This is a genomic window from Flavobacterium luteolum (assembly GCF_027111275.1).
Taxonomy (GTDB): Bacteria; Bacteroidota; Bacteroidia; order Flavobacteriales; family Flavobacteriaceae; genus Flavobacterium; species Flavobacterium luteolum.
The window spans coordinates 122,900-144,831 of sequence record NZ_CP114286.1 but is presented as its reverse complement, the minus strand read 5'-3'; the positions used below and the strand labels follow the sequence as shown (position 1 = coordinate 144,831).

At 34.1% G+C, this 21,932-nt stretch carries 20 protein-coding genes; 9 read left to right on the top strand and 11 right to left on the bottom strand.

The features are described 5' to 3' along the window. Window positions 1-64: 64 nt before the first annotated feature. A complete protein-coding gene (locus OZP10_RS00470) occupies window positions 65-1,234 on the bottom strand; it encodes a BT3233 family polysaccharide utilization protein (RefSeq protein WP_281633009.1) in 1,170 nt (389 codons plus the stop codon). Between the two features lie 215 nt (window positions 1,235-1,449). On the opposite strand from OZP10_RS00470, the gene OZP10_RS00465 reads away from it, so the two are divergent. Next, the gene (locus OZP10_RS00465; RefSeq protein ID WP_281633008.1) at window positions 1,450-2,094 is read left to right on the top strand and encodes an HAD family hydrolase; all 645 of its coding nucleotides are present in this window, start codon (window positions 1,450-1,452) and stop codon (window positions 2,092-2,094) included. 176 nt (window positions 2,095-2,270) lie between these two features. On the opposite strand, the gene OZP10_RS00460 is transcribed toward OZP10_RS00465, so the two are convergent. After that, the gene (locus tag OZP10_RS00460; RefSeq protein ID WP_281633007.1) at window positions 2,271-4,202 is read right to left on the bottom strand and encodes a metallophosphoesterase family protein; all 1,932 of its coding nucleotides are present in this window, start codon (window positions 4,200-4,202) and stop codon (window positions 2,271-2,273) included. Window positions 4,203-4,427: 225 nt separating this feature from the next. Then, complete coding sequence (locus OZP10_RS00455) at window positions 4,428-5,492, bottom strand: phosphatidylinositol-specific phospholipase C1-like protein (RefSeq protein ID WP_281633006.1); 1,065 nt, start codon at window positions 5,490-5,492, stop codon at window positions 4,428-4,430. Between the two features lie 266 nt (window positions 5,493-5,758). Between OZP10_RS00455 and OZP10_RS00450 the strand changes: the two genes are divergently transcribed. The 5 genes from OZP10_RS00450 to OZP10_RS00430 all read left to right on the top strand — a co-directional run bounded on the left by OZP10_RS00450 (window position 5,759) and on the right by OZP10_RS00430 (window position 13,328). Then, window positions 5,759-6,283: an RNA polymerase sigma-70 factor gene (locus OZP10_RS00450; protein ID WP_281633005.1), complete on the top strand. Its 525-nt coding sequence runs from the start codon at window positions 5,759-5,761 to the stop codon at window positions 6,281-6,283. An 84-nt stretch (window positions 6,284-6,367) separates the two neighbouring features. Next, window positions 6,368-7,291, top strand: a complete 924-nt coding sequence (locus tag OZP10_RS00445; RefSeq protein ID WP_281633004.1) for a FecR family protein — start codon at window positions 6,368-6,370, stop codon at window positions 7,289-7,291. A 70-nt stretch (window positions 7,292-7,361) separates the two neighbouring features. Next, on the top strand, window positions 7,362-10,646 hold the full coding sequence (locus OZP10_RS00440) for a SusC/RagA family TonB-linked outer membrane protein (RefSeq protein WP_281633003.1): 3,285 nt from the start codon (window positions 7,362-7,364) through the stop codon (window positions 10,644-10,646). 5 nt (window positions 10,647-10,651) lie between these two features. Further along, window positions 10,652-12,421 (top strand): RagB/SusD family nutrient uptake outer membrane protein, encoded by a 1,770-nt coding sequence (locus OZP10_RS00435; RefSeq protein WP_281633002.1) that lies wholly within the window; start codon window positions 10,652-10,654, stop codon window positions 12,419-12,421. 538 nt (window positions 12,422-12,959) lie between these two features. Continuing rightward, complete coding sequence (locus OZP10_RS00430; RefSeq protein ID WP_281633001.1) at window positions 12,960-13,328, top strand: SpoIIAA family protein; 369 nt, start codon at window positions 12,960-12,962, stop codon at window positions 13,326-13,328. A 76-nt stretch (window positions 13,329-13,404) separates the two neighbouring features. On the opposite strand, the gene OZP10_RS00425 is transcribed toward OZP10_RS00430, so the two are convergent. Genes OZP10_RS00425 through OZP10_RS00415 form a run of 3 tightly spaced genes read right to left on the bottom strand, consistent with a single transcriptional unit; the run spans window position 13,405 to window position 14,636 of the window. Next, window positions 13,405-13,677: a PrgI family protein gene (locus tag OZP10_RS00425; RefSeq protein WP_281633000.1), complete on the bottom strand. Its 273-nt coding sequence runs from the start codon at window positions 13,675-13,677 to the stop codon at window positions 13,405-13,407. 38 nt (window positions 13,678-13,715) lie between these two features. Then, a complete protein-coding gene (locus tag OZP10_RS00420; RefSeq protein ID WP_281632999.1) occupies window positions 13,716-14,114 on the bottom strand; it encodes a hypothetical protein in 399 nt (132 codons plus the stop codon). A 33-nt stretch (window positions 14,115-14,147) separates the two neighbouring features. Beyond that, a complete protein-coding gene (locus OZP10_RS00415; protein ID WP_281632998.1) occupies window positions 14,148-14,636 on the bottom strand; it encodes a hypothetical protein in 489 nt (162 codons plus the stop codon). Window positions 14,637-15,010: 374 nt separating this feature from the next. On the opposite strand from OZP10_RS00415, the gene OZP10_RS00410 reads away from it, so the two are divergent. Then, window positions 15,011-15,484 (top strand): CinA family protein, encoded by a 474-nt coding sequence (locus OZP10_RS00410; protein ID WP_281632997.1) that lies wholly within the window; start codon window positions 15,011-15,013, stop codon window positions 15,482-15,484. A 96-nt stretch (window positions 15,485-15,580) separates the two neighbouring features. Here OZP10_RS00410 and OZP10_RS00405 read toward each other — a convergent pair whose 3' ends face one another. Beyond that, window positions 15,581-16,495, bottom strand: coding sequence for a DsbA family protein (locus OZP10_RS00405; protein WP_281632996.1), 915 nt, complete (start codon window positions 16,493-16,495; stop codon window positions 15,581-15,583). Between the two features lie 330 nt (window positions 16,496-16,825). Between OZP10_RS00405 and OZP10_RS00400 the strand changes: the two genes are divergently transcribed. Continuing rightward, complete coding sequence (locus tag OZP10_RS00400) at window positions 16,826-17,302, top strand: TlpA family protein disulfide reductase (RefSeq protein ID WP_281632995.1); 477 nt, start codon at window positions 16,826-16,828, stop codon at window positions 17,300-17,302. 6 nt (window positions 17,303-17,308) lie between these two features. Further along, entirely contained in the window at window positions 17,309-17,923 is a 615-nt protein-coding gene (locus OZP10_RS00395; protein WP_281632994.1) for a thioredoxin family protein, read from the top strand. Between the two features lie 191 nt (window positions 17,924-18,114). Here OZP10_RS00395 and OZP10_RS00390 read toward each other — a convergent pair whose 3' ends face one another. From OZP10_RS00390 to OZP10_RS00375, 4 genes are all read right to left on the bottom strand, one after another. Then, window positions 18,115-19,341, bottom strand: coding sequence for a PQQ-dependent sugar dehydrogenase (locus OZP10_RS00390; protein WP_281632993.1), 1,227 nt, complete (start codon window positions 19,339-19,341; stop codon window positions 18,115-18,117). Between the two features lie 345 nt (window positions 19,342-19,686). Then, complete coding sequence (locus tag OZP10_RS00385; RefSeq protein WP_281632992.1) at window positions 19,687-19,980, bottom strand: DUF3861 domain-containing protein; 294 nt, start codon at window positions 19,978-19,980, stop codon at window positions 19,687-19,689. A 24-nt stretch (window positions 19,981-20,004) separates the two neighbouring features. After that, window positions 20,005-20,736 (bottom strand): LytR/AlgR family response regulator transcription factor, encoded by a 732-nt coding sequence (locus OZP10_RS00380; protein WP_281632991.1) that lies wholly within the window; start codon window positions 20,734-20,736, stop codon window positions 20,005-20,007. Further along, entirely contained in the window at window positions 20,733-21,779 is a 1,047-nt protein-coding gene (locus OZP10_RS00375; protein WP_281632990.1) for a sensor histidine kinase, read from the bottom strand. The genes OZP10_RS00380 and OZP10_RS00375 overlap by 4 nt, the downstream gene beginning before the upstream one ends. Window positions 21,780-21,932: the final 153 nt, after the last annotated feature.

The window sequence follows — 21,932 nt, the reverse complement described above, 5'->3', positions numbered from 1 at the left end:
CCACGGGCTATGTTAACTAAGAAAACAAAAGCTTTGATTCTTAGAGTCTTAGTGGTAGAAAAAATCACTTCTTAACCTTCACAATCAAAGGATTATTAATTTTATCCGCAAAAGAACTCAAATACTTCTCCCATTCTTGTTTAGTCTGAAACGGACTTCCTTTTTTCCATCCGAAACCAACATAATAAATGGCTTTGTTGTTTTTAATTGCAATATTTCCGTACAGATTGCTCAGGTCTTTTTCGTCTGTAACATGATTGTCAAAACTTAGTAAAGTATTTTTTGGAGCAACTAAACCTATTCCAATTTCAGAATCGTCGATTGGCTCCCAATAGCTTAGCCAGCCTTCTTTAAGATTTGTTCCGGTAGTTCCTTTTTTATCATGAAGTGTCAATCCAGCTGCTACCTGTTTTGTTCCCGTAATGTTGATTTCAAAACGCGAAAGCTGGCTTCCGTAATCTAAACTGATTAATTTTGATTCCGTTATTTTATTCCCTTTTGCGTCCCAATCGGCATAAGTTAGAATAAAACTAGTTCTAATTGGGCCCGTTGTAATGGTTTTCCAGCTGATGAAATTTTTAGAGAAATAATATTTTCCATCTACATTTACTGCAATTCCGCCCACACCGCGGCTGTCGCCCACATGAAAATTGTCCAGACCTTCACCAGTGTCTTTATGATACGTTCCTGTTCCGTTAGTGGCTTTTTCGTACCATTTGTTAATGATTGGATAATCGACTCTTTTGAGCCAGGCATCGATTCCGCTGGTTAAAGTTCCTCCTGGAATTTTATCCTCGACCATTTTTTGGGCTACAGGTCCGTAAGTTCTAAAAGCCACTTTGTTGTTTTCCCAAGCATAATCGTCTGTACGTTCAGGAACAAATCGAGAGTAGCAGCTAATCACTTTTGAAGCATTAGGATTTGTGCCAACCAATATTTCAAAATCCTGTTTAGAAGAAGCTTTTATTTTTGGCTGAAAAAGCAGAACATCAGCATTTCCATCGCTATCATTATCTACAGTTTGTGTTTCCAAGAAAGTATTATTGCTAATATCTTTTACGGCATAATTTTCAAGCTTTGAATCTGCATGTAACCCGAGTGATTTTTTAGTCAATTCGACGGTTTCAAATTCTCGGTCAACTTTTAAATTGTTGGTAATTGTAATGATTTTATTCTGAGAAAAAGCAGCAAAATTAGCTGTCAGAATGGTTATGATAAAAAGATGTTTTTTCAAAATTCTTTGGTTTTTAATATTTCAAAAATTAGGTTTGATAGGATTATAAAAGTACAAATCAAAACGGAATTGAAAATACAGAATAGGAGTAATTCTGTACAGAATGTTGAAAATGAACAGAAAAGCTTTTAAAGAGGAAATAGATTATTTTTCGTAATTTACATTTCCTGATTTTACTTCAGGAGGAATTTATAATTAAATAAAAATCAACAGAAATGGTTAAATGTATTATTTTCGATTGTGATGGTGTTTTGGTCGATACAGAGAAAATTGGTAACGGAATATTGCTTGCAATGGCGCAAGAACATGGATTTGAAATGGAATTGGAAGATGCGTACCGTCATTTTAATGGCCGAAATCTAAAAGATTGTTTCAGACATATTGAAGAAGCAATTGATCAAAAGCTCCCTGAAAATTTTGAAACAGAATATCGTGAAAAGAGTTTTGAGGCTTTTAAAACCCAAGTAAAACCAATGGAAGGGATTATTGATTTTATCGAAAATATTGAAAAATTGAAGATTCCGTATTGTGTTGCATCGAGCGGACCAGAAGAAAAAATTCGTTTGAATCTTGAGGTAGCAGGGCTATTGGATAGATTTGAAAATAAAATATTCAGTTCATATCAAATTGGCAGCTGGAAACCAGAACCCGGAATATTTCTTCACGCTGCTGCAGTAATGAGATTTGATGTAAAAGATTGTATTGTTGTTGAAGACAGTAAAGCTGGCGTTAAGGCTGGCGTAAGTGGCGGATTTAAAGTGTACGGTTTTGCAAATGGTTTTAACAATGAAGATTTAGAAGAAGAAGGAGCAGAGCTTTTTAGCTCTTATGAAGAATTAAGTGAAAAACTTGGATTTTAGGCTTTAACCGCAAAAAAAAACGCTAAGGTTTACGCAAAGAGCGCAAAGTTTTTTAAAACTAAATTTTATAAAAATAAAAAAGTTCGCAAAGCTTTAAGTTTAGCTTTGCGAACTTTGCGTTTTTAATAAGTCAGCAGAGATAAAAAACTTTGCGTGCTTTGCGGTTAAAAAAAGAATTACTTCAAGCTTTTAATCTCACCATTTTTCAAATCAACTGTGAAATGGTCTGCAGGAACTTCGTGCACGAATTTATTGAAGATGATCAGGAATAATTTCATCTGTTTTTGCAACGGATTATCTTTTGAAAGATCAGCTTTAGAACCTTCTAAAAATAAATTAGACAAAACTTTGTATTCTTTCGCTCTCTGAATTCCAACATCGGCAAGAGCCAATTCATCGGCACTTCTGAAACGATAAAAATCTACTAAGAGATCATAACCCATCCAATTGAAGTTTTCTTTTTTGAGATTATTCTGAGCCAGAATTTTTTCTGATTTCGCTTCAGCTTCTTTCCATTGTTCTTGAAACTGTTCTTTATTTTTTAGAATAAAATCAAAATCTTTATCAGATTGCATATTGGCTAAAACCAGTAAATCTTTCGCAGAAACATTCAATATAAAATCTTTGAAAGCAGAAGGCCAATCGTCTTTTAGAAATCGAAGGCGAACTAATTCTTTTAAATGAAAATCGGTAAAATCATGATAGTTTTTTGTTTTTAAAATGTCAATATTCCAAATGTCTTGTGCGTTCTGACTTTCCAAAAACTGATATTCGATTTGATACAAATCAAAGAGTTCGTTGTATCTTGGAACATCGTCAACAGTAATGGTTTGAATATCTACAAGATTATCTTTTTTGAAAGTCAATAATTTGTAAGCGGGAATATAAGCCGCAAGCGATGGTGTCTGAATATTAACCAAAGTATTTCCTTTTGCAGAAGTTCTAACTCCCGTATCGTTGATATGCATATGTCCGCCAAAATGAATTTTGAGCCCTGCATCAGAAAATACTTGTGCGACTTCTTCGACAGGAACTCGGTTTAATTGCCATTTGTTTGGACCAAGCAATTCTTTGATTTCTGCCGAAGCATCATCATTAAAATCAATCATTGGAAAATGACTGAAAGCAATTAATGTTTTTCCTTGTTTTTTGGCTTCCGCCGAAATAGTTTCAACCCATTTTATAAGATGTTTTTTATTCGTAAGCACATTGTTATAACCCGTGCTAGCTTCGCCGTAATTTTTAGAATCTTTTTCTGCGGAAGCATTTTTCTTCGGTATATAAACATTTCCATCAATAGCCATTAGCCAAAGTCCGTTAATAGGCTCTACAACATAACTAACATCTGGAACTTCATAACCTGGCACTACTTCGTATACGCGATTTTCCAATTTGGCACTTTCTAAAGCTTTTTCGAATGTATAATTTTCGCTGGAATAATTAGAAAATGGTGTTGCCCAGAATTTGTATTTTTTATTGGGATAAAAACCAAAATTCTGAAGCTGATCTGTAATTCCTAAATAACCCATTTTAGCAATGTCGGCGGTAACAACTACAGGCTGTTCGATGTTTAGATTTGGCTTATAAAGGCCGTCTTTGCTATAAATGGGTTGATTTTTGCCTTCTTTCCCTAAAAAATCTTCTTTCCCAGATTCTTGCGCAAACGGCCCAACTGGATCATGATTTCCTGTGGTAATGAAGAATTCTATTCCGTACTTTTTTGTGTATTGGTCTAATATTGTGGCTAATCCGCGAACATGAATTGGTTGGCCGTCATCTGTATAATCTCCGGGAAGTGCAACGTATTTGATTTTTCGCTTTGCGATATCTTCTAAAGCGGCTATAAAGGCAAAGTAGTTTTCATTGAAAATACGTGTAGAATGAAGCTGAGAAGACATAGTTCGTACTAAAACATATTGTCCCGTTTTCGGATTTAGAACGCCTTTGTAATCTGAATCTGAAAATCTTCCGAATAAATCCTGTAGATGCACGTCTGATAAAAATGCGATTTGCGTTCCGTTGAGGTTTTTTACTTTTTGTGCTGATGCATTATTGTTGAAAAAAACTAGGAGCGAGATTATGTATACTATTATAAACTTTGAATTCATAGGTTTTGTTTTTTTTACCGCAAAGAGCGCCAAGAGTTACGCAAAGTTCGCTAAGATTTTTGAGCATGATTTATACAAATCAAAGAACACAAAGCTTTGCGAACTTTGCGTTTGTAAACGCAATCTTAAATAAAAAATCTTAGCGAACTTTGCGGTTAAAATTATTATTGTTTCAAGTTTCAAGTTCCAGCAATAACTTGAAACTTGAAACCTGAAACAAAAAAACTATTTTCCAGTCACAGGATTATTTCTAACATAACTTCCATCATCATATTTAATCTGATATGGTGAATTAAAGAACGTACTTGGCAGATAATAATCGGTGGTGATGATTTGCGCGCCCGATTTTTTAGCGGCTTCAAAATGCGAATAATCGTTTGCACGTGCTTCTTTGGTATCAGAATCTGCGCGGGTTCTTATTAAATATCCTTTTTTTACTAAATCTTCAATTTGTGGATCTTCAGAATTGTTTCTAAATAAAGCTGCAGCTTCTGGTTTTCCAGGTTCGGCGTTAATAAAAACGGCGCGTCCCCTAAGGGACGGATGATTCAATGCGTACAAATCTCTTTTTGCGCCGTTATTATCTAATAAGAATAAAAATCGTCCTTTTGCTTCTTTTAATGTTGGCCAGTTGTCATGCAAAACGGCTTCTTCGAGTGTTTTGTATTTTCCTCGTACCATATCAGGCGTAATCAGTTTGTCTTTTCCTAATTCTTTGCGGATTACTTTGTCCATTTCGTCAAAAACGGCTGCGGCGAAATCTTCTGGTTTTGTTCCGAAGAAATTGGCATCGCCGTCTTTTGGTTCTAAAGTGATAAAAACCGGAACGTGATTTGGATTGGCATCTGACCATTTTTTTAGTTCCTTCAGACAGATTTCGAAAGTATAGCAAGAAGTTCTAAAATCGATATCGGGCATATGGAAAACCTTAAAACCTGGTTTTTTCATTAATCCATCAGGATCGTAAGCTTCTTCAGATTTTGCAATATCTAAACCTTTAGGGTGGGCATATTTTCCGCCTTTCGCGTCAGCAAAAATATCGATTTCCAGATTGCGTAGCCCTTTGTTTAATTGATCTGTAATACTAATATGAGTGTATTGCAAACCTTTAAGCGATCGAGAAGTATCTCGTGCCTGAATGGTATTGTATAAGTCTGTTTCGATCGCGTGGCGATAGCTGTTATGCGATCCGATAACCTGAAGCTGGTTTATTTTCAGATTGTCGTTTTGTGCTTGAACGCCAAAATTTACAGCGCTGGCAAATAATAATGTGAACAAAAATGGTTTCATGATTCTAAAATGTAATTGATACTGTTTGACTGGGGACGCATCAAAAGAAAATTGCATTTTTTGAAAGGGACTAAGTTAAAATCTGCTATTGGTTTCTATGTTAGATTAAAAAAAAGAAATCGCAAAGACATTTCTATTTCTGTCTTGAAAAAGTAGTATTAATACAACAAACGTGTTTATTTATTAATTTAAAGATAACCTTGACGCAAAAAGCATTGGGTTTTCATTTTATTATTTTACGATATTAAAAAGCCTGTAATTACAATATGAATAATCCTGAAATTTTTGAACAAACGTATAATCAATATTGGAAAAAGCTTAATGCGTTTTCTTATACGATGACTCAGGATAAAGACTTGGCACAGAACATTGTTCAGGATGTTTTTGTGGATTTATGGGAAAGAAAAGAAGAACTGAATATTAACGCAATTGAACCTTTTTTGTTTCGAGCAGTTAAGAATCAGGTTTTCAAACATTATCAGAACAATCGTTTTGACAAGACGATTTTAGAAGAAAAATTCGAAGACTACATCATAGATAATTTTTCGACTATTGATCCAGAAGTGATGGATCTGCTTTATGCAGCATTAGACAAACTTCCAGAAAAAAGAAAAGAGGTTTTACTCATGTATAAATTTCAAGATATGACAATCGATCAGATTGCAGAAGAACTTGGAATTTCGAAACAAACCGTAAAAAATCAGATTTCATCGGCGGTGAAACAACTTCGCGAAGGTTTAAAAGACTTGGCTTGGCTAGCTCCATTCATTATTTTCAATCAAAAAATTTAAAATAACTTTCGCTTGATGTTTTCATAATATTCGGCGATAGTACGATTTCGTGATTCTGGTACTTATTCATAACAATAAGTATTTATGATAAAAAGAATCAAACATAGTTTAGAGTATCTGTTGGATAAAAGTTCGCGAGGAAAAACTTCATCGGCAGAAGAAAATTTGTTACATGATTTTGCTTTCAGCGAATATCAAAAATCAGAATGGGATAATGATCTTATGGGAAATCCAGAAATCGAATCTCAAAATATGTACGACGAAATTCAGTTAAGAATTGGAAGAAAGAGATCTTTCCGTCCTTATTTAAAATATATAGCTGCTGCCAGCATTCTTTTTCTGCTTGGTTTAGGATTTTTCTTTAAACCAAATGTTTTAGACCAAAAACAAATCACATTTAAAACGTCATCGATTCCCAAATCTATCCAATTAAGTGACGGTTCGAAAATTTATCTGGCAGCTAACTCATTATTTCAATACCCTGAAAAATTTGAAGGCGATCAAAGAACGGTTTCTTTAGTAAAAGGAAATGCGTTTTTTGAAGTTGCCAAAGACAAACAGCATCCTTTTATTATTCATTCTGGCGAAATACAAACCAGAGTTGTAGGAACTTCATTTCACATTCAATTATCAAAATTAAACTGTAAGGTAATCGTGGTAACCGGAAAAGTAAATGTTTCTGGAAAAGGCCAGAGCGTTGATTTGGTACCTAATCAAGAAGCTTTATTTGAAGGTCAAAAGTTAACCAAACAAATGGCCGATAAAGCATTTTTGGTGAATTGGTACAATGAAGATGTTACGCTAGATCAAACTACATTAAAACAGGTTATTACCATTTTACAATATAAATACGGAGTTTCATTTAAGTATAATAATGAGCACGTATTAGCAACGCCGTTAACGGTATTCATTAAGAAGGACGCGACATTAGAAAATGTTTTGGAACAAATAAATTATATCACAAACCTAAAATTCAAAGTTTATGGCGAAATAGTAAAAGTGGATTAAAAACAAAAAAAGCAGTTGCGGGAACAACTGCCATTAATAATTAAGCATCGTAAAAACAATTACTTAAATCATGTATTTTAAACCTTCTTATTTAAATCTAAAGAGTTTTGTCTTTTTAGTTCTGGCTTTACTTGCCTTTCAGAGCGGCTATAGTAAAACTAATTTGTTAAAAGAGTCAAAAGTAGCAAATAAAATAGAAAAAGCTACTCTTGTTTCTATTTTTTCAAAATTAACACAACAGACTGATTACAAATTCAGTTACGGACAAGCTATAATTGCTGATAATACAGCTTATACAGTAAATTATAACGGTGAGTCTATTACGGCGATTTTGAATGATCTTTCTAAAAAAGCCAATTTCAATTATAACATTAATGGGAAATTAATTTTAATTCAGAAAACAGCTGAACCAAAAGCAGTAAATACAAAAGCAGTTGAGAGAATTAAAGTAAAAGGTAAAGTGGTAGACGAAAACAAATTGCCAATTCCTGGAGCATCTGTAATAGAAACAAGCACTTCAAACTCAACAGTAACTGATTTTGATGGTGTTTTTGAAATTACTGTTGGAGAAGGAAAAACAATCGATGTTTCGTATGTAGGATATAAATCTAAAACGGTTGCTGCACAGAGTGGTTTTATGACAATCCAATTAGAGCCAGCTACTGCAGAATTAAATGAAGTTTTGGTTGTTGGTTACGGAAAACAATCTAAAAAAGATGTTACGGGAGCAGTTACGCAATTGGAAGCGGCAAACTTTAAACAAGGAGTAAGCATTTCGCCAGATAATTTAATTCAAGGAAAAGTTGCTGGTGTTCGTGTGGTTAGTACAAGCGGTGAGCCTGGAGCAGGAGTAAACGTAACCATTAGAGGTGTTGGATCTATTAGAAGCGGAAGCACACCTTTGTTTGTTGTTGACGGAATTCCGTTGTCTAATGACGATGTGAGTCCATCGGGAACGAATGTTGGTTTTGGAAGTTCTCAAGCTAAAAATCCCTTGAACTTTTTGAATAATAATGATATTGAATCTATTACAGTTTTGAAAGATGCATCTGCATCTGCTATTTACGGTGCTAGAGGATCTAATGGAGTTGTTTTGGTAACGACTAAAAAAGGAGCAAAAGGAGACGGAACTCTAACTTTTGATTCGTCTTTAGGGATTTCTACAGTAGCAAACAAATTAGATGTTTTGAGTGCAGATCAATATAGAAATGCAATTAAAGATAAAGCTTTTGATCACGGCGGTAATACAGATTGGCAAGATGTAATTTTTAGAGAAGCTATTACAAAAAGCAATTCGCTAGCATTTTCTAAACAAACAGAATCAGGAAATTATTATGCTTCTGTGTCTCAATTGGATCAAGAAGGTATTATTAGAAATAGCAATTTTAAGCGTTTAACAGGAAGAATTAATGCTGCTGAGTCATTTCTAGACAATAAGCGTTTAAAATTAAAATTTAATCTTACGGCTAGTGAAACCAAAGATGATGGTGTTCCTACAAGTGATGACGGAGGTTCTAACGGACAATTGCTCGTGCACACGTTAATGGCAAATCCAACGAGATCGGTTTTTGATGCAAATGGGAATTATACCAATTTTAATATGAATGCGCATTACAATCCAGCGTATCTATTAAGTATTTATACCGATCAGACTCGTACTTTGAGAGTTTTAGGAAACTTTGAAACTTCTTTAAGAATCATTAACGGATTAGAGTATAAATTAAACCTTGGTATTGATCGTTCGATGTCGGAGAGAAATACGACTATTTTTCCAAACTTAACAGATTTGAACCCGAAAGGGAAATACGTTCAGAACAATTTAGATTCTAAAAACTCTTTGGTAGAGCATTACCTAACTTATAATTTAAATTTAGATAAGCATAAAATTGAAGCTTTAGGAGGTTTTTCATACCAAAAATTTGAAAGATCGGGAACGGCTTTTAGCATTGATGGAATTTCGAATCAAGGAGAAGGTATTCCGCCTTCAATAAATCCTGGTTTTAAAGGTACACAATCTGGAACAACTGGTTACGCTCAGGAAAATGAGCTGCAGTCTTATTTTGGAAGATTGAATTATGGTTTTGATAACAGATATCTTTTAACTGCTTCTATGAGAGGTGACGGATCGACTCGTTTTGGTAAAAACAACAAATACGGTTATTTCCCATCATTTGCTTTAGGATGGAATATTGCTAACGAAAGTTTCTTAAAAGACTCTTCGACATTAAACAATTTAAAACTAAGAGCGAGCTGGGGACAAACAGGAAACCAGGAAGTTGAAAATAAAATTACTCAGGCAAGTTATTCATTGTCTGGCGCTGATGGATATTATTTATACGATGATTTAAATCTAGTTAACGGAGTTTCTGTAAATAGAACGCCAAATCCTGATTTGAAATGGGAAGTTGTGACGCAATTTAACGTAGGTTTAGATTTCAATTTATGGAACGACAAATTGTACGGAACATTAGATTATTTCAATAAAACAACTACAGACGCTATTTTGAATGTTCCTTCTCAAGCTTTGAGTCCAACAACTACAATCTGGACCAATATTGACGGTAAAATCATCAATAAAGGTATCGAGTTTATGTTAGGTTCTAAGATAGTGGATACTAAAGATTTTTCTTGGAATATTGATATGAATGGGGCAACCTTACATAACAAAATTGAGGATCTACCGGTTTCAGAAATCTTAACAGGAACAATTTCAGGGCCTGGACAATCTGGAGTAAATGCAAATATCTATAAAAGTGGATATGCAGCTGGGTCATTCTATTTATTGCAGCATATTGGTTTTGATGCCAATGGAGCAAACATCTTTAAAGATCAGAACGGAGATGGTGTAATTGATAATAGTGATAGAATTATTATTGAAGGTGCGCTTCCAACTTTCTATTACGGATTTAATAGTGATATGAGATACAAAAACTTTACATTCTCGTTCTCTATCATTGGGCAAACAGGTGGTTATTTATTGAATAATACAGGTTTGAATGCATTAAACATAAACAATTTGGCATCAGATCGTAACGTGGCAACTGGATATTACGAGTCCGGAGCAAATCCTACAAACTCCCCAATCTTGTCAACTCTTTTCTTAGAAAAATCAGATTTCATCCGATTAAATACAGCTCGTATTGGTTACAATTTTGACTTAAAAGGATTAAACTGGATCAACGGATTAACACTTTATGTAACAGGTCAGAACTTAATTACGATTACAAATTATACAGGTTATGATCCGTTAATCAATAGTCCGAAATCTAACGGAGGAAATCAATCTATCGGTATCGATTATGCAAGTTATCCAACTTCTAGAACATTCAGTTTTGGAGCAACTTTAAAACTATAATTATTATGAAGACAAATACAATTTTTAATATAAAAACATTAGCGATATTTTCTTTTATATGGCTTTTTGCAAGCTGTACTAACCTAGATGAAGTTGTTCTGGATGAGGTTTTAGGAGAAAATGCTTCAAACCCTGCTGGAGCTTTAGCGGCAGCTTACGACCGTTTGGGAGACGGAACTTTTGTAGATCACGGTGGTATTTTTTCGCTACAGGAATACACGACAGACGAAGCAATCCTACCAACTCGTGGAAGTGACTGGGGAGATGGTGGAAAATGGAGAGACATGCACGAGTTTACATGGAAATCTGATAATGCTGTTGTGGTTGATAACTGGAATAAATTGACAAACGGAATTACACGTTCGTTAACTGCAATTCAATCAGTTGAAGAAAGTTCAATTCCAGAAAAGAAATTGTTTTTAGCGGAAGCAAAGGGACTTTTAGCATATTATTTATACACAACATTAGATTTATACGGACAAGCGCCTTATAGAGATCCGATGAACCCGAATGCACCTTTACAGATTTTAAAAGCTGATACTCAAATCGATCAATTAATAAAAGATGTTGAAGCCTTACTGCCAGATTTAGCAGAAATGGGAACACAGCAAACGCACCACGGAAGATTTACAAAAGAAGCGGCATACGGATTCTTAGCAACAATGTATTTGAATCGTGCAGTTTTCAAAGATCGTTTTAATGCATCTTCGAACTTTAATTTTACTGAAGCTGCGGCAACTGGTACAGGAAATGATATGGATCGTGTAATTTATTATACTTCATTATTAATTGATTCTGGAAAGTATTCGTTGGAAAGCGATTATTTCAAAAATTTCGCAAGAGATAATGAAAAAGGAAAAGAGTTGATTTTTGCTATTTCTCAAAAGATAGATTACATCAGAAACGGATCTAACAGTTTTGCTTATGTGTGTATGGAGCGTAACCAAAGAACTTCTGCAGCCAATAGAGGAACAAATGCGGCGTGTACGACTCCTGAATTTTTTGCAACATGGGATGGAAATCATGATGATCCGAGATTTCAGCAGAAATACCAATATGCTGACGGAACTTGGTTTAAAAATGATGGTACAGATGTAAGTGTTCCAGCAACAGATATTGTTCCGAAAAGTGCTAATTTACCTTGGTTCCATTTTAATAGAGGAATTGAATTTGGCCCTCAATACGGACCAATCTTATTGTCATCTGGTTCTTTAGAAATGGTTAACGGACGTATTAAAGTTTCGCCATTATACATGGAAAAAAGCACAACAACAAGAATGGATTTTACTCCTTCTTTAACGTTTAAAAATCCAGCTCAAGCAGTTTTTGCTCAGAACGAGATTAATCAAGGAGCACGTATTTTTAAATATGAATTTGATCCAGAAGGAGGAAACGGAAATAGTAATGTTGATATTCCTTTATTCCGTTTGGGAGGAATTTATACAATGAGAGCTGAGGCTTATTTCAGAAAAGGAAATACAGCTCAAGCGATGGAAGATTTAAACAAATTGCGTACAAGCAGAAAAAGAGAATCTTTATACGGAAGTACACCTGGTAAAGCTTTGACAGCAATCGATCAGACGGTTTTATATAATGAAATTGGTTTCGAATTATACTGGGAATTATACAGAAGACCACAAATGATTCGTTTCGGGAAATTTGATCTTCCAGGAACCGCAAAACCAGCTTCAGAACCATACAGAAGAGTTTTTCCAATTCCGCAGTCTACAATCGATGTGACTAAAGAATTCAAACAAAATCAAGGATACAATTAAGTTTGTGTGTTAGTTTATTTTTTATTTTTTTTCAAAAAGCCTGTTTCAAAAAAAGCAGGCTTTTTTTTTAGGTGCTAAGATACTGAGGTTCTGAGGTTCTAAGATTTATGGTTGGTAAGGTTCAAAAGTTTTTTTTACATCATGATATTCCGTTTAGAATTGTCGAGATGCACTGCTGTGCATCTAACGCAAAGCATTTCCGATTTGATTTTCTGTATGATTTCACAAATCGTTAGACGCACTGCAGTGCGTCTCTACGAAAAATCTTTAGTAATTAAATTATACGATAATCTAGGTTTATAGTCTTCACAGAATTGTAGAGATGCACCGCAGTGCATCTAACGCAAAGTATCTAGATTCGCTATCAGACCTTAGAACCTTAGCATCTCAGAACCTTAGTACCTAGAAAAAATATAATAAACGAATAGTTAAATGTAAGTGGTATCTGATTGATATTGAGTATATTTGAGTGTGTATTGAACATTCTTAAAATGTTTGAAAATGAATAGTATTAAATAACTCAAAAAGAATAAAAATCATGATACATCAAATCGACACTACAGATAATATTGTTGCCTTTAGAGCATTGGCAGAAGTGACAAAAGATGATTTTGTAACAGCAGTGGCTCCAGCCGTTGAGCATTTGGTAAAACAAACAAATGAAATTAATTTTTTACTGGTTTTAGACACCGATATTGAAAATTTTACAACGGGAGCATGGCTTCAAGATGCTCTTCTTGGTTTGAAAAATCTTGGAAAATGGAATAGGGCAGCTATTGTTACCGATACAGACGAAATCATTTCTTTCACAAACGGATTTAGCTATATTGTTCCAGGTGAGTTTCGTGGTTATAAAAAGGTTGATTTTAATAAAGCATTAAATTGGGTTGAAGGGAATATTTCTTAAATCCAATCTTCTTAAAAATAAAAAAGAGCGCTTATATGTAATAAGCGCTCTTTTTTATGATAGTTTATTTAAACGTTTAATGATTGTATTCGATACCGCTGCTTGATTGAGCATCAATTTTCTCTTTAGATACTTGACTGTATTTTTTATAACAAGCCGATGCTAAAATTGGTAATGCAAGACTTCCTACAACAGCACTTGCTTTTTTATGCCCCGTTTTTTTTAAAACAGCCGATGCCAAAAGAGCACCAACGCCAGCACATACCATTTGTTTTACTGACAGATTTAACGGTTTGCTTTCAGGTTTAATTCCGTGTAATAATGGGTCTATAAAATTCAAATTCTCCATAATGCCAATTAATTTTAATTATACTTATTTGTTATTTTTTAATTTTTACTGTTTTCAGTGTCAGTTTCACTTTCAATTTTCTCAATTTCAACCTTTTCCTTTTTTATAGCTTGGCGTAATAGAGCAAAAAGACTCATATAAACATTTGCCATAAAAACCAGAGAAAACCCTGCCAAAAAATATCCTCTCCAGTCATTTAACAAAAGTTTATAATCGCAGATAACCAGAAACACGATAGTGACATAGTGACTAAAGCAATATTCACAAGTGAAGAGATAAAAGAACTTTCTTGACAGAATGTATCTGTCATTTTTTGAATGTCTGACACACCATTCATGCGGTTCTCTAAAAATTTCTTCGTGTGTGACAGTCCAGCTGACACAAGCAATCGGAATTGCTAATACAAAAAGCCAGACAATTTGAACTGCTATAGCCATAAACTAATGCTTTACAATTTACGATAATTTTTGCTATTCTCTCGGGTGATTTTCTGGATAATGTTCTGCGTCAAAATCGTCTAATTCTTCATCCTTATCCAAATCTTCCTCTTTTTCTAGGTCGTTTTCGTAATCTAAATCAGGATGATACTCATCGTTTAAATCGTCTTTTGTGCCATCGTTTGTAATGGCATCATCTTCATTAATGATTCTTTCCTGATTTGGAATATTTTCTGCTCGAATAGTTTCATGAGGTTCAAAATCTCCTTTTGAATACGAGGGATCTTGAATAAATTCTTCTTGATATTGATATGGATTTTCATCACGTGCATAATTGTCATTATCAATCACGGTATTTTGTTCATAATAATCTGGATCGCTTTCTCCAAATTCATGATTATCATGTTTATTTAAAACTTGTTTAAACTCCTCTTCGTTAGAATAGGTTCCATCAACAAGAGTATTTTGTTCAATATAATCAGGATCAAACTGACCATATTCATGGTTGTGCTGCTTTTCCATAATACTATTTTTAGATTCATTACTTTTCTGTTGGGGATAACGTTTTTCTGTGCTTTGCAGAAACAATGCATTATGTTTTTTAATGCATTGTTTTTCTCTGCAATTGTATCATTATTCTACATTTCTATTAATTCAACTTAATTAATGGCTTTTATTTTATTGAAGGCTAGTATTCATAAGTTTCATTTTTTTGAAAGCATGTATTTTACAAATTTAGCAAGGACATTCGAGCAATGTCTTATAAGAAAATATATTATAGTTGCATAATTAACAGTTACTTATAATGTAAATATTGTAAGAAATTATGTAAGTTTACTAAATCGGAACAATCTACATTTGAGATTGAAATTAATTTATAATTAAATCTAAAACGTATGGCATCAGATAAGGTAACCGCATGCTGTCAAGCTTTGATAGAAAAGAACTTAACGATAGCTTTTGCAGAAAGTGCGTCTGCGGGAAAAATGTGTTATGAATTTTCGACTGTTTTTAATTCGGGACGAATTCTAATAGGAGGAATAGTATGTTATCATTCTTCAATGAAAGAAGATTTGCTTCATATTCCGTGGGGAACTATTGAACAATATAGTGCCGAATCTGCTGAGGTTACCAAGTTAATGGCACAAAATTTTTATAGATACATTAATTCAGACATTTGTGTGGGGATAACAGGATTGACAACTCCAGGAGGAAGCGAAAGCGAGTCAAAACCTGTTGGAACAATTTTTATACATATTATTTTGCCTGAAAAAGAGATTGCCAAACGATTTGAGTTTAAAGGAAGTCCGGAAAGTATTATAGATCAAGCAATAGATGTTGTGGCCGATTTGATTTTGAGGGAGATATAAAGAATCAGATATTTTAGAATAGAAAAATCCGTAAAGCAATTTCTTTACGGATTTTATTTTTTTGCATTTAAAGATTTATAGTTTTAATTAAATCCATTATTTTCTAATATATAAAGAGCCATTTTTTATAGCTTTCTTATTCAATTTCCCTTTGCTAAATAATTCTTCCAAAATAATTTTGGCTTCATTAACCGAAATATCTAATATAACAGCATATTCCTTTGGAGCCAATGTTGGATAAATTTCAAAAATTGACAATGAATTTTTATTTTCAAACTTTTTCTTTTTTGCTTCAGGAAATAACGCTAACAAAGCATTTTCATAAGCTGTATAAGGTTTAGAGCCGTAAACAGTTAATTGATTATTTTCTGCATTGACTAAAAATAAAGTTGGAAAACCTCGTACGCCAAGAGTTTTTCCTAAATTTAAGTCATCTTGAAAAAGTTCTTCTGCATCATCATAATCTGCTTTTAGTTTCGGAACATCTAGACCTGCGATTATTGTAGCTTCTGCTATGTTTTCCCATTTTGCAATGTTCTTTTTATCGAGATAAAGCTTTTCGCGAAGAATACGCATAAAATAAACCGCTTTTTCCTTGCTTTGCATTTGTGCCGCTTTCATTGCAATACATGACGGATAAGACGAATCTAACGGATCTTCTAACCAGACATTTCCATCAATTGGCATTTCGTAATATAAACTAGCTTCATCCCAATGATGCGCCACATCAGAAGGTTTGCTTATTCCGCCGCTGTTATAGCTCCAATCTGGCAATAAACCACCCATTCGGTAATCAATGTCGAAATACTCGCCATATTCTAGTTTTAGTTTTCTAAGTTGAGGTTCAATTCCCCAGCAAGATGAACAAATAGGATCGGTATAGTAAATTATTTTTATCGGTTTATTTTCTGTTCGAATTGTTGTTTTGATACTTGAATTTTCGCCAGTAGGCATTTCGCACATTCCGCATACAGGATCACATAATAACGGATTTGTTTTATCTTCACTCATTTTAGAATTCGTTTGCGATTGGCAGCTCATACTGCAAATCAGGATTAATAGTATCGACAGTATTTTCATAGTAGTTTTAAAAAAGGGACTCTCGGATTTATGAATTTGTAGCAAAGTTGAGACGAATATCATCACAAGTCAATTAGTCAAAAAAACATGACTAGAAATGATTTGAGCTAGAATGAATGCTAAAAGTAAAAAACCTTAGAATCATAGAGCCTTAGCATCTTAGTACCTCTACAAAATATCCATTAAACTTTTATTAACAAAAACTAATTTGACATTAGTTTATATTTGTAGGAAACAAATTAATTCTAAAGCATTCTTCTCATGAAGTTAAAGCCTTTTTTCTATCTATTTTTATTCGGTGTTATTTCAGTTTCGGCTTATAGTCAGAATGTGAAACTGATAAATATTAATCAGCTTAATGAGAGAATCAAAAATGGGAAAGACAGTACTTACGTCGTTAACTTTTGGGCGACATGGTGTGCGCCTTGTATAAAAGAACTGCCACATTTTGAGAAATTAGGAGCAGAATATAAATCAGAAAAGCTAGCTGTTTTATTAGTAAGTCTAGATTTTAAATCGAAGCTGCAATCGAATGTAGTTCCGTTTGTGAAAAGGAAAAATTTAAAGAATGAAGTTTTTCTATTAAACGAAAGTAATCCTCAAGAATTTATTGATAGAATAGATCCAAGTTGGTCTGGAAGTATTCCCGCAACGCTTTTTATTAAAAATGATAAACGAAAATTTGTTGAAAGCGAATTTACCTATGAACAATTATTAACTGAATATAAAAAACTGTAAACCATTATGAAAAAAATAATCTTATTACTAGCGTTAGCATTTTCTGCTTTTCTATCTCACGCACAAAATGCAGTAACATTGAAAGCGGGCGATGCGGCTCCAGATTTCAAACTGAAAAATGTGGACAATAAAGACGTTTCTTTTGGAACTTTTAAAGACGCAAAAGGATATATTGTAGTTTTTACGTGTAATACTTGTCCGTACGCAATTGGATACGAACAGAGAATTATCGATTTGGATAAAAAATTCAAACCACAAGGATATCCTGTAATCGCTATCAATCCAAACGATCCTGAAGCTTCTAACGCTGACACTTTTGCAAAAATGCAAGATTTAGCAAAAGACAAAAAATACTCTTTCCCATATTTATTTGATCCAGGACAAAAAATTACTGATGAATATGGAGCAAAACGTACGCCTCACATCTTTATCGTTTCTAAAACTGCAAAAGGAAATGTTGTAGAATATGTTGGAGCAATCGATAATGATCCAGAAGGAAATAATCCACAAAAAACAAAATATGCAGAAGAGGTTATTGCATCATTAAAAAGCGGTCAAAAACCAGCAATTACACAAACTAAAGAAATTGGCTGTACGGTAAAAAGAAAAGCAAAAGCTTAATTTTTTTGTTTCAGGTTTCAAGTTTCAGGTTTTATTACGTTACGTTTAACCTGAAACCTGAAACCTGAAACCTGAAACCTGAAACCTGAAACCTGAAACCTGAAACTTGAAACTTGAAACTTGAAACAAAAAAATAAAACACAAACGCCCCATATTTGGGGCGTTTCTTTTGGCATGTATAATGAACAAGTTTACTTTTTATCTATTCTATAAAGTCTTCCTTGATCGGTAACGGCGTATAATGCTTCATCTTTTCCTTGTGTAATATCTCTAAATCTTTGGCCTTCGCCAGCCAATAATCTTTCTTCACCAGCTACTTTATTGTCTTTAAAAGCCAAACGCACAATATGCATACCGCTTAAAGCACCAATAAAAAGATTGTTTTGCCATTCTGGAACACGGTTTCCAGCGTAGAAAGTCATTCCGCTTGGTGACACTACAGGATCCCAGTAATAGACAGGCTGTTCCATTCCAGTTTGTTGTGTAATTCCTTCTCCAATTTTCGTACCACTATATTCGATTCCGTAAGTAATTGTTGGCCAGCCGTAATTTGCTCCGCCTGTAATTCTATTAATTTCGTCACCGCCTCTCGGGCCATGCTCGCTTTGCCATAATTCGCCCGTAGTTGGATGAATTGCCAATCCCTGCGGATTTCTGTGTCCAATGCTATAAAGTTCTGCTAAAGCTCCCGTTTGCGTAAAAGAAGGATTTCCTGGCGCTGCTTGTCCGCTTGTTGTAATGCGAACAACTTTGCCCAAACTGCTGGTAACAGATTGTGCTAAAGGACGCGTTTCTAATACAGATCTTTCGCCAATGCTTACAAATAAATTTCCTGTTTTATCAAATAAAACTCGGCCTCCGTAATGTAGTGTGCTTGCGTTTGGTGTGTTCGAACGATAGATTACCGTTACATTTTCTATTGCTTTTTCATCGTCTGAAATTCTGCCTTTCGCGACAGCGGTAATATTCCCGCCAGCAACAACTTCAGAAAAAGCCCAGTAAATCATTCGGTTTGTGATAAATGCAGGGTCAAGGCAAATTCCAAGTAAACCACCTTGACTATCAGGATTAACAGCAGGAACACCTGTTAAAGCATTACTGATAACGCCTGCTTGGGTTACGATTTTAATTTTTCCGGCTTTTTCAGTTACCAAAAGGCGTCCGTCAGGAAGATAGGCAACGCCCCAAGGAGCGCTTAAACCGTTGGTGATTACTTTAGATTCAATTTCGGTGGTCGTTTGAATGCTTCCGGCTCGTGTTTGTCCAGAAAATGCTGGTTTATAAGTAGTGTTTGCAGTTCCAGTTTCTACAGGAGGTCCTGTTGGTCCGACATTGGTGTTGTCATCTTTGTCATTGTTAGAACAGCTGCTCAACGCTAGAATTCCAGCAAGAAGAAATATACTTTTTCGAATTATCATAATGCTTTCATTTTGGTGGTTAAAAATCATTTTTTGCATTACCGAACATTTCTAGAAAGAATAGAGATTCATTAAAAATCGAAATGGTTAATTTCGAACGAATTCTCCGTTTTATTTTCAATTAAGAATGCCTAAATGCTCATGCCATTTTTTATGAAGCGGATGAATTTCAAAAAACAGAAATTAAACTTCTTTCGGAAAGCATTTAGTGGGACATGCCTTATTGGAACGAAAAATTGTTGCAAAATATTGCCACAAAACAAGGGTTTATTCTTTTCTTAGCAGAAATTTAACGTTCTAAAATTCAAGAAGTATTAAGCTGAGGTCTTGCCTTTAAAGGTATTTTTAAAGGCTTTTTAATTTTTTCATGAAGACTGGAAAAACTTCATTTAGTTCGTCAAAAAGAGGGTTTTTGCGGTTTTTTATTTTGATTTCGCTGAATAATTTTAATCCTAAAGCAAACTGAACAGCTTGTGAATCGTCGGGAAAAATGTTTTTTTCTTTGATGCGTTCTATAATTCCAAAGATTTCATCGTGATTGTCAAATTCTATTCCGAGTTCTTTTGCTGGTTCGGTTTCACCATTTGCATATTCCTTAAGGCTTAATGTCAAGTAATATTTGTTTGATCTTTTTTCCATGATTTTGTAATTCTTATTCTAAATTTATTTCAGCCATTTATCGACTAATGTCTTAAAGGCTTCTTTATATTGTTCGCCAACCGTTATTTCTATTTTATCAATAAAAATGGAGTTTTTACTAATGGCGCTTATTTTATCTAATGAGACAATGAAAGAACGATGTACACGCATGAATTTTGAGGAAGGCAGTTTTTCTTCTAATGCTTTAAGCGAAATCAGAGACATTAAAGCTTTCTGCGAATCTTCAAGATGCACTTTTACATAATCTTTCAGACTTTCAATATAGGTGATGTCTTTTAGTGAAATTCTTACCCATTGATATTCTACCTTCAAGAAGATAAATTCGTCATCTGCGGTAATAGTAGTAAATGTATTATTGGCTTCTTCGGCTAATTGTAAAACTTTGCTTGAAGCACGCAGGAATTCTTCGTAACTAAAAGGTTTTAAAAGATAATCTACAGCATTTACTTTGTAACCTTCAATTGCATAATGATTGTAAGCCGTAGTAAAAATGATTTTTGGCAAAGGTCCGGGCTGATCTTGTATTAATCTTGCCAATTCCATTCCGCTTAAATTAGGCATATTAATATCTAAAAAAACAAGATCTGGTTTTGTTTCCCTGATAAGTCCCATTGCATCGACAGCATTGTCGCAAGTAGAAATTAATTCTAAAAACGGAGTCTGCTCTATGAAGGTTTCTACCAGTCTTAAAGCCAATGGTTCGTCATCTACTGCTATACATTTTATTACTGTCATTGCTCTAAATTTATCTTCAATTTAATTTTATATGTTCCGTGGTCGGTAACTCCAAAAGAAATAAAATGCTGATTCGGATAAATCAATTGCAGTCTTCTTTTGGTGTTGGTCAAGCCAATTCCGCCTACATCAGAAACTGCTGTTTTTTCAAAATAAGTATTTTCGACTTCAAATTCGAGCTCGCTTCCATTTTGCGTAAGCTTAATGTAAATTTCACTTTTATCGGTGGCATGAACACCATGTTTAAAAGCATTTTCTACTAAAGGTAGTAATAACATCGGAACAATTGGATAATCATGTATTTTTTCGGGAATATCTGTTGTAATAGTCAATTTACTGTTGGCACGAAGTTTCATTAATGCAATGAAATCTCTCATAAATTCAGCTTCTTTCAGCAACGTTGTTTTTTCTTCTGTGCTGTAAAGTAAATAACGCATCATACGGCTCAAAGTGTGAAGCGCATTTCTAGAATCTTCAATATCAGTATAAGTAAGTGAATAAATGCTATTAAGCGAGTTAAAGAAAAAATGTGGATTGATTTGTGCCTTAAGCATGGCAAGTTCCGCGGCTGTTTTATCCTGTTCTAACTTTTGTTTGTGCTGAGCCGCTTTTTGCCAATATTGCAACATAGCCCAGCTTGTGCTTATTCCTAAAACAAGTAAACTGAGCATTAAAACGTAATTGTCGAAATAAGGATTCTTATATTTTTTGAACCCTAGAATCAAACTTATTTTGGTGTGAAGATCCGTTTGTGAAGTATAAAAATAAGCAATAACCTGCATGGCAAAAATCGTAATAAAAGCCCAAACTAGAAAAGGAGAAGTATTGTCTTTAAAGATGGTTCGGGGAACTATAATTTTCGCATTCGAATAAAAAATGATGATCAGTAAAATCAATAAGACCATTTGCCAGAGCCAGAAGACATCAGGAAGCGTTACATTCCAAGTTAAAGGTATGTAAAACAGCATGATAAAGCCTAATAATACCCAGCTCAGTATGTGTAATCCGGTAAATAAGTAAGGTCTGAAAAAGCTTGGTCCCATTGTAATTCTTGATATTTATGGACAATATTACATTTTATTCAAATACAATTTTTGGGTAATCGCTAAAATCGGATTTAGAGTCTCTAAAAAGCATTTTAGAGCCGACAAGACAAAAATTAAACGCTTGTTTAATATTTTAAATAAAACCATCGG

Excerpts from the sequence above, each read along its gene's own strand:
- OZP10_RS00465 (WP_281633008.1), top strand. The coding sequence starts at position 1,450 with ATGGTTAAATGTATTATTTTCGATTGTGATGGTGTTTTGGTCGATACA.
- OZP10_RS00460 (WP_281633007.1), bottom strand. The coding sequence starts at position 4,202 with ATGAATTCAAAGTTTATAATAGTATACATAATCTCGCTCCTAGTTTTT.
- OZP10_RS00455 (WP_281633006.1), bottom strand. The coding sequence starts at position 5,492 with ATGAAACCATTTTTGTTCACATTATTATTTGCCAGCGCTGTAAATTTT.
- OZP10_RS00450 (WP_281633005.1), top strand. The coding sequence starts at position 5,759 with ATGAATAATCCTGAAATTTTTGAACAAACGTATAATCAATATTGGAAA.
- OZP10_RS00445 (WP_281633004.1), top strand. The coding sequence starts at position 6,368 with ATGATAAAAAGAATCAAACATAGTTTAGAGTATCTGTTGGATAAAAGT.
- OZP10_RS00440 (WP_281633003.1), top strand. The coding sequence starts at position 7,362 with ATGTATTTTAAACCTTCTTATTTAAATCTAAAGAGTTTTGTCTTTTTA.
- OZP10_RS00435 (WP_281633002.1), top strand. The coding sequence starts at position 10,652 with ATGAAGACAAATACAATTTTTAATATAAAAACATTAGCGATATTTTCT.
- OZP10_RS00430 (WP_281633001.1), top strand. The coding sequence starts at position 12,960 with ATGATACATCAAATCGACACTACAGATAATATTGTTGCCTTTAGAGCA.
- OZP10_RS00425 (WP_281633000.1), bottom strand. The coding sequence starts at position 13,677 with ATGGAGAATTTGAATTTTATAGACCCATTATTACACGGAATTAAACCT.
- OZP10_RS00420 (WP_281632999.1), bottom strand. The coding sequence starts at position 14,114 with ATGGCTATAGCAGTTCAAATTGTCTGGCTTTTTGTATTAGCAATTCCG.
- OZP10_RS00415 (WP_281632998.1), bottom strand. The coding sequence starts at position 14,636 with ATGGAAAAGCAGCACAACCATGAATATGGTCAGTTTGATCCTGATTAT.
- OZP10_RS00410 (WP_281632997.1), top strand. The coding sequence starts at position 15,011 with ATGGCATCAGATAAGGTAACCGCATGCTGTCAAGCTTTGATAGAAAAG.
- OZP10_RS00405 (WP_281632996.1), bottom strand. The coding sequence starts at position 16,495 with ATGAGTGAAGATAAAACAAATCCGTTATTATGTGATCCTGTATGCGGA.
- OZP10_RS00400 (WP_281632995.1), top strand. The coding sequence starts at position 16,826 with ATGAAGTTAAAGCCTTTTTTCTATCTATTTTTATTCGGTGTTATTTCA.
- OZP10_RS00395 (WP_281632994.1), top strand. The coding sequence starts at position 17,309 with ATGAAAAAAATAATCTTATTACTAGCGTTAGCATTTTCTGCTTTTCTA.
- OZP10_RS00390 (WP_281632993.1), bottom strand. The coding sequence starts at position 19,341 with ATGATAATTCGAAAAAGTATATTTCTTCTTGCTGGAATTCTAGCGTTG.
- OZP10_RS00385 (WP_281632992.1), bottom strand. The coding sequence starts at position 19,980 with ATGGAAAAAAGATCAAACAAATATTACTTGACATTAAGCCTTAAGGAA.
- OZP10_RS00380 (WP_281632991.1), bottom strand. The coding sequence starts at position 20,736 with ATGACAGTAATAAAATGTATAGCAGTAGATGACGAACCATTGGCTTTA.
- OZP10_RS00375 (WP_281632990.1), bottom strand. The coding sequence starts at position 21,779 with ATGGGACCAAGCTTTTTCAGACCTTACTTATTTACCGGATTACACATA.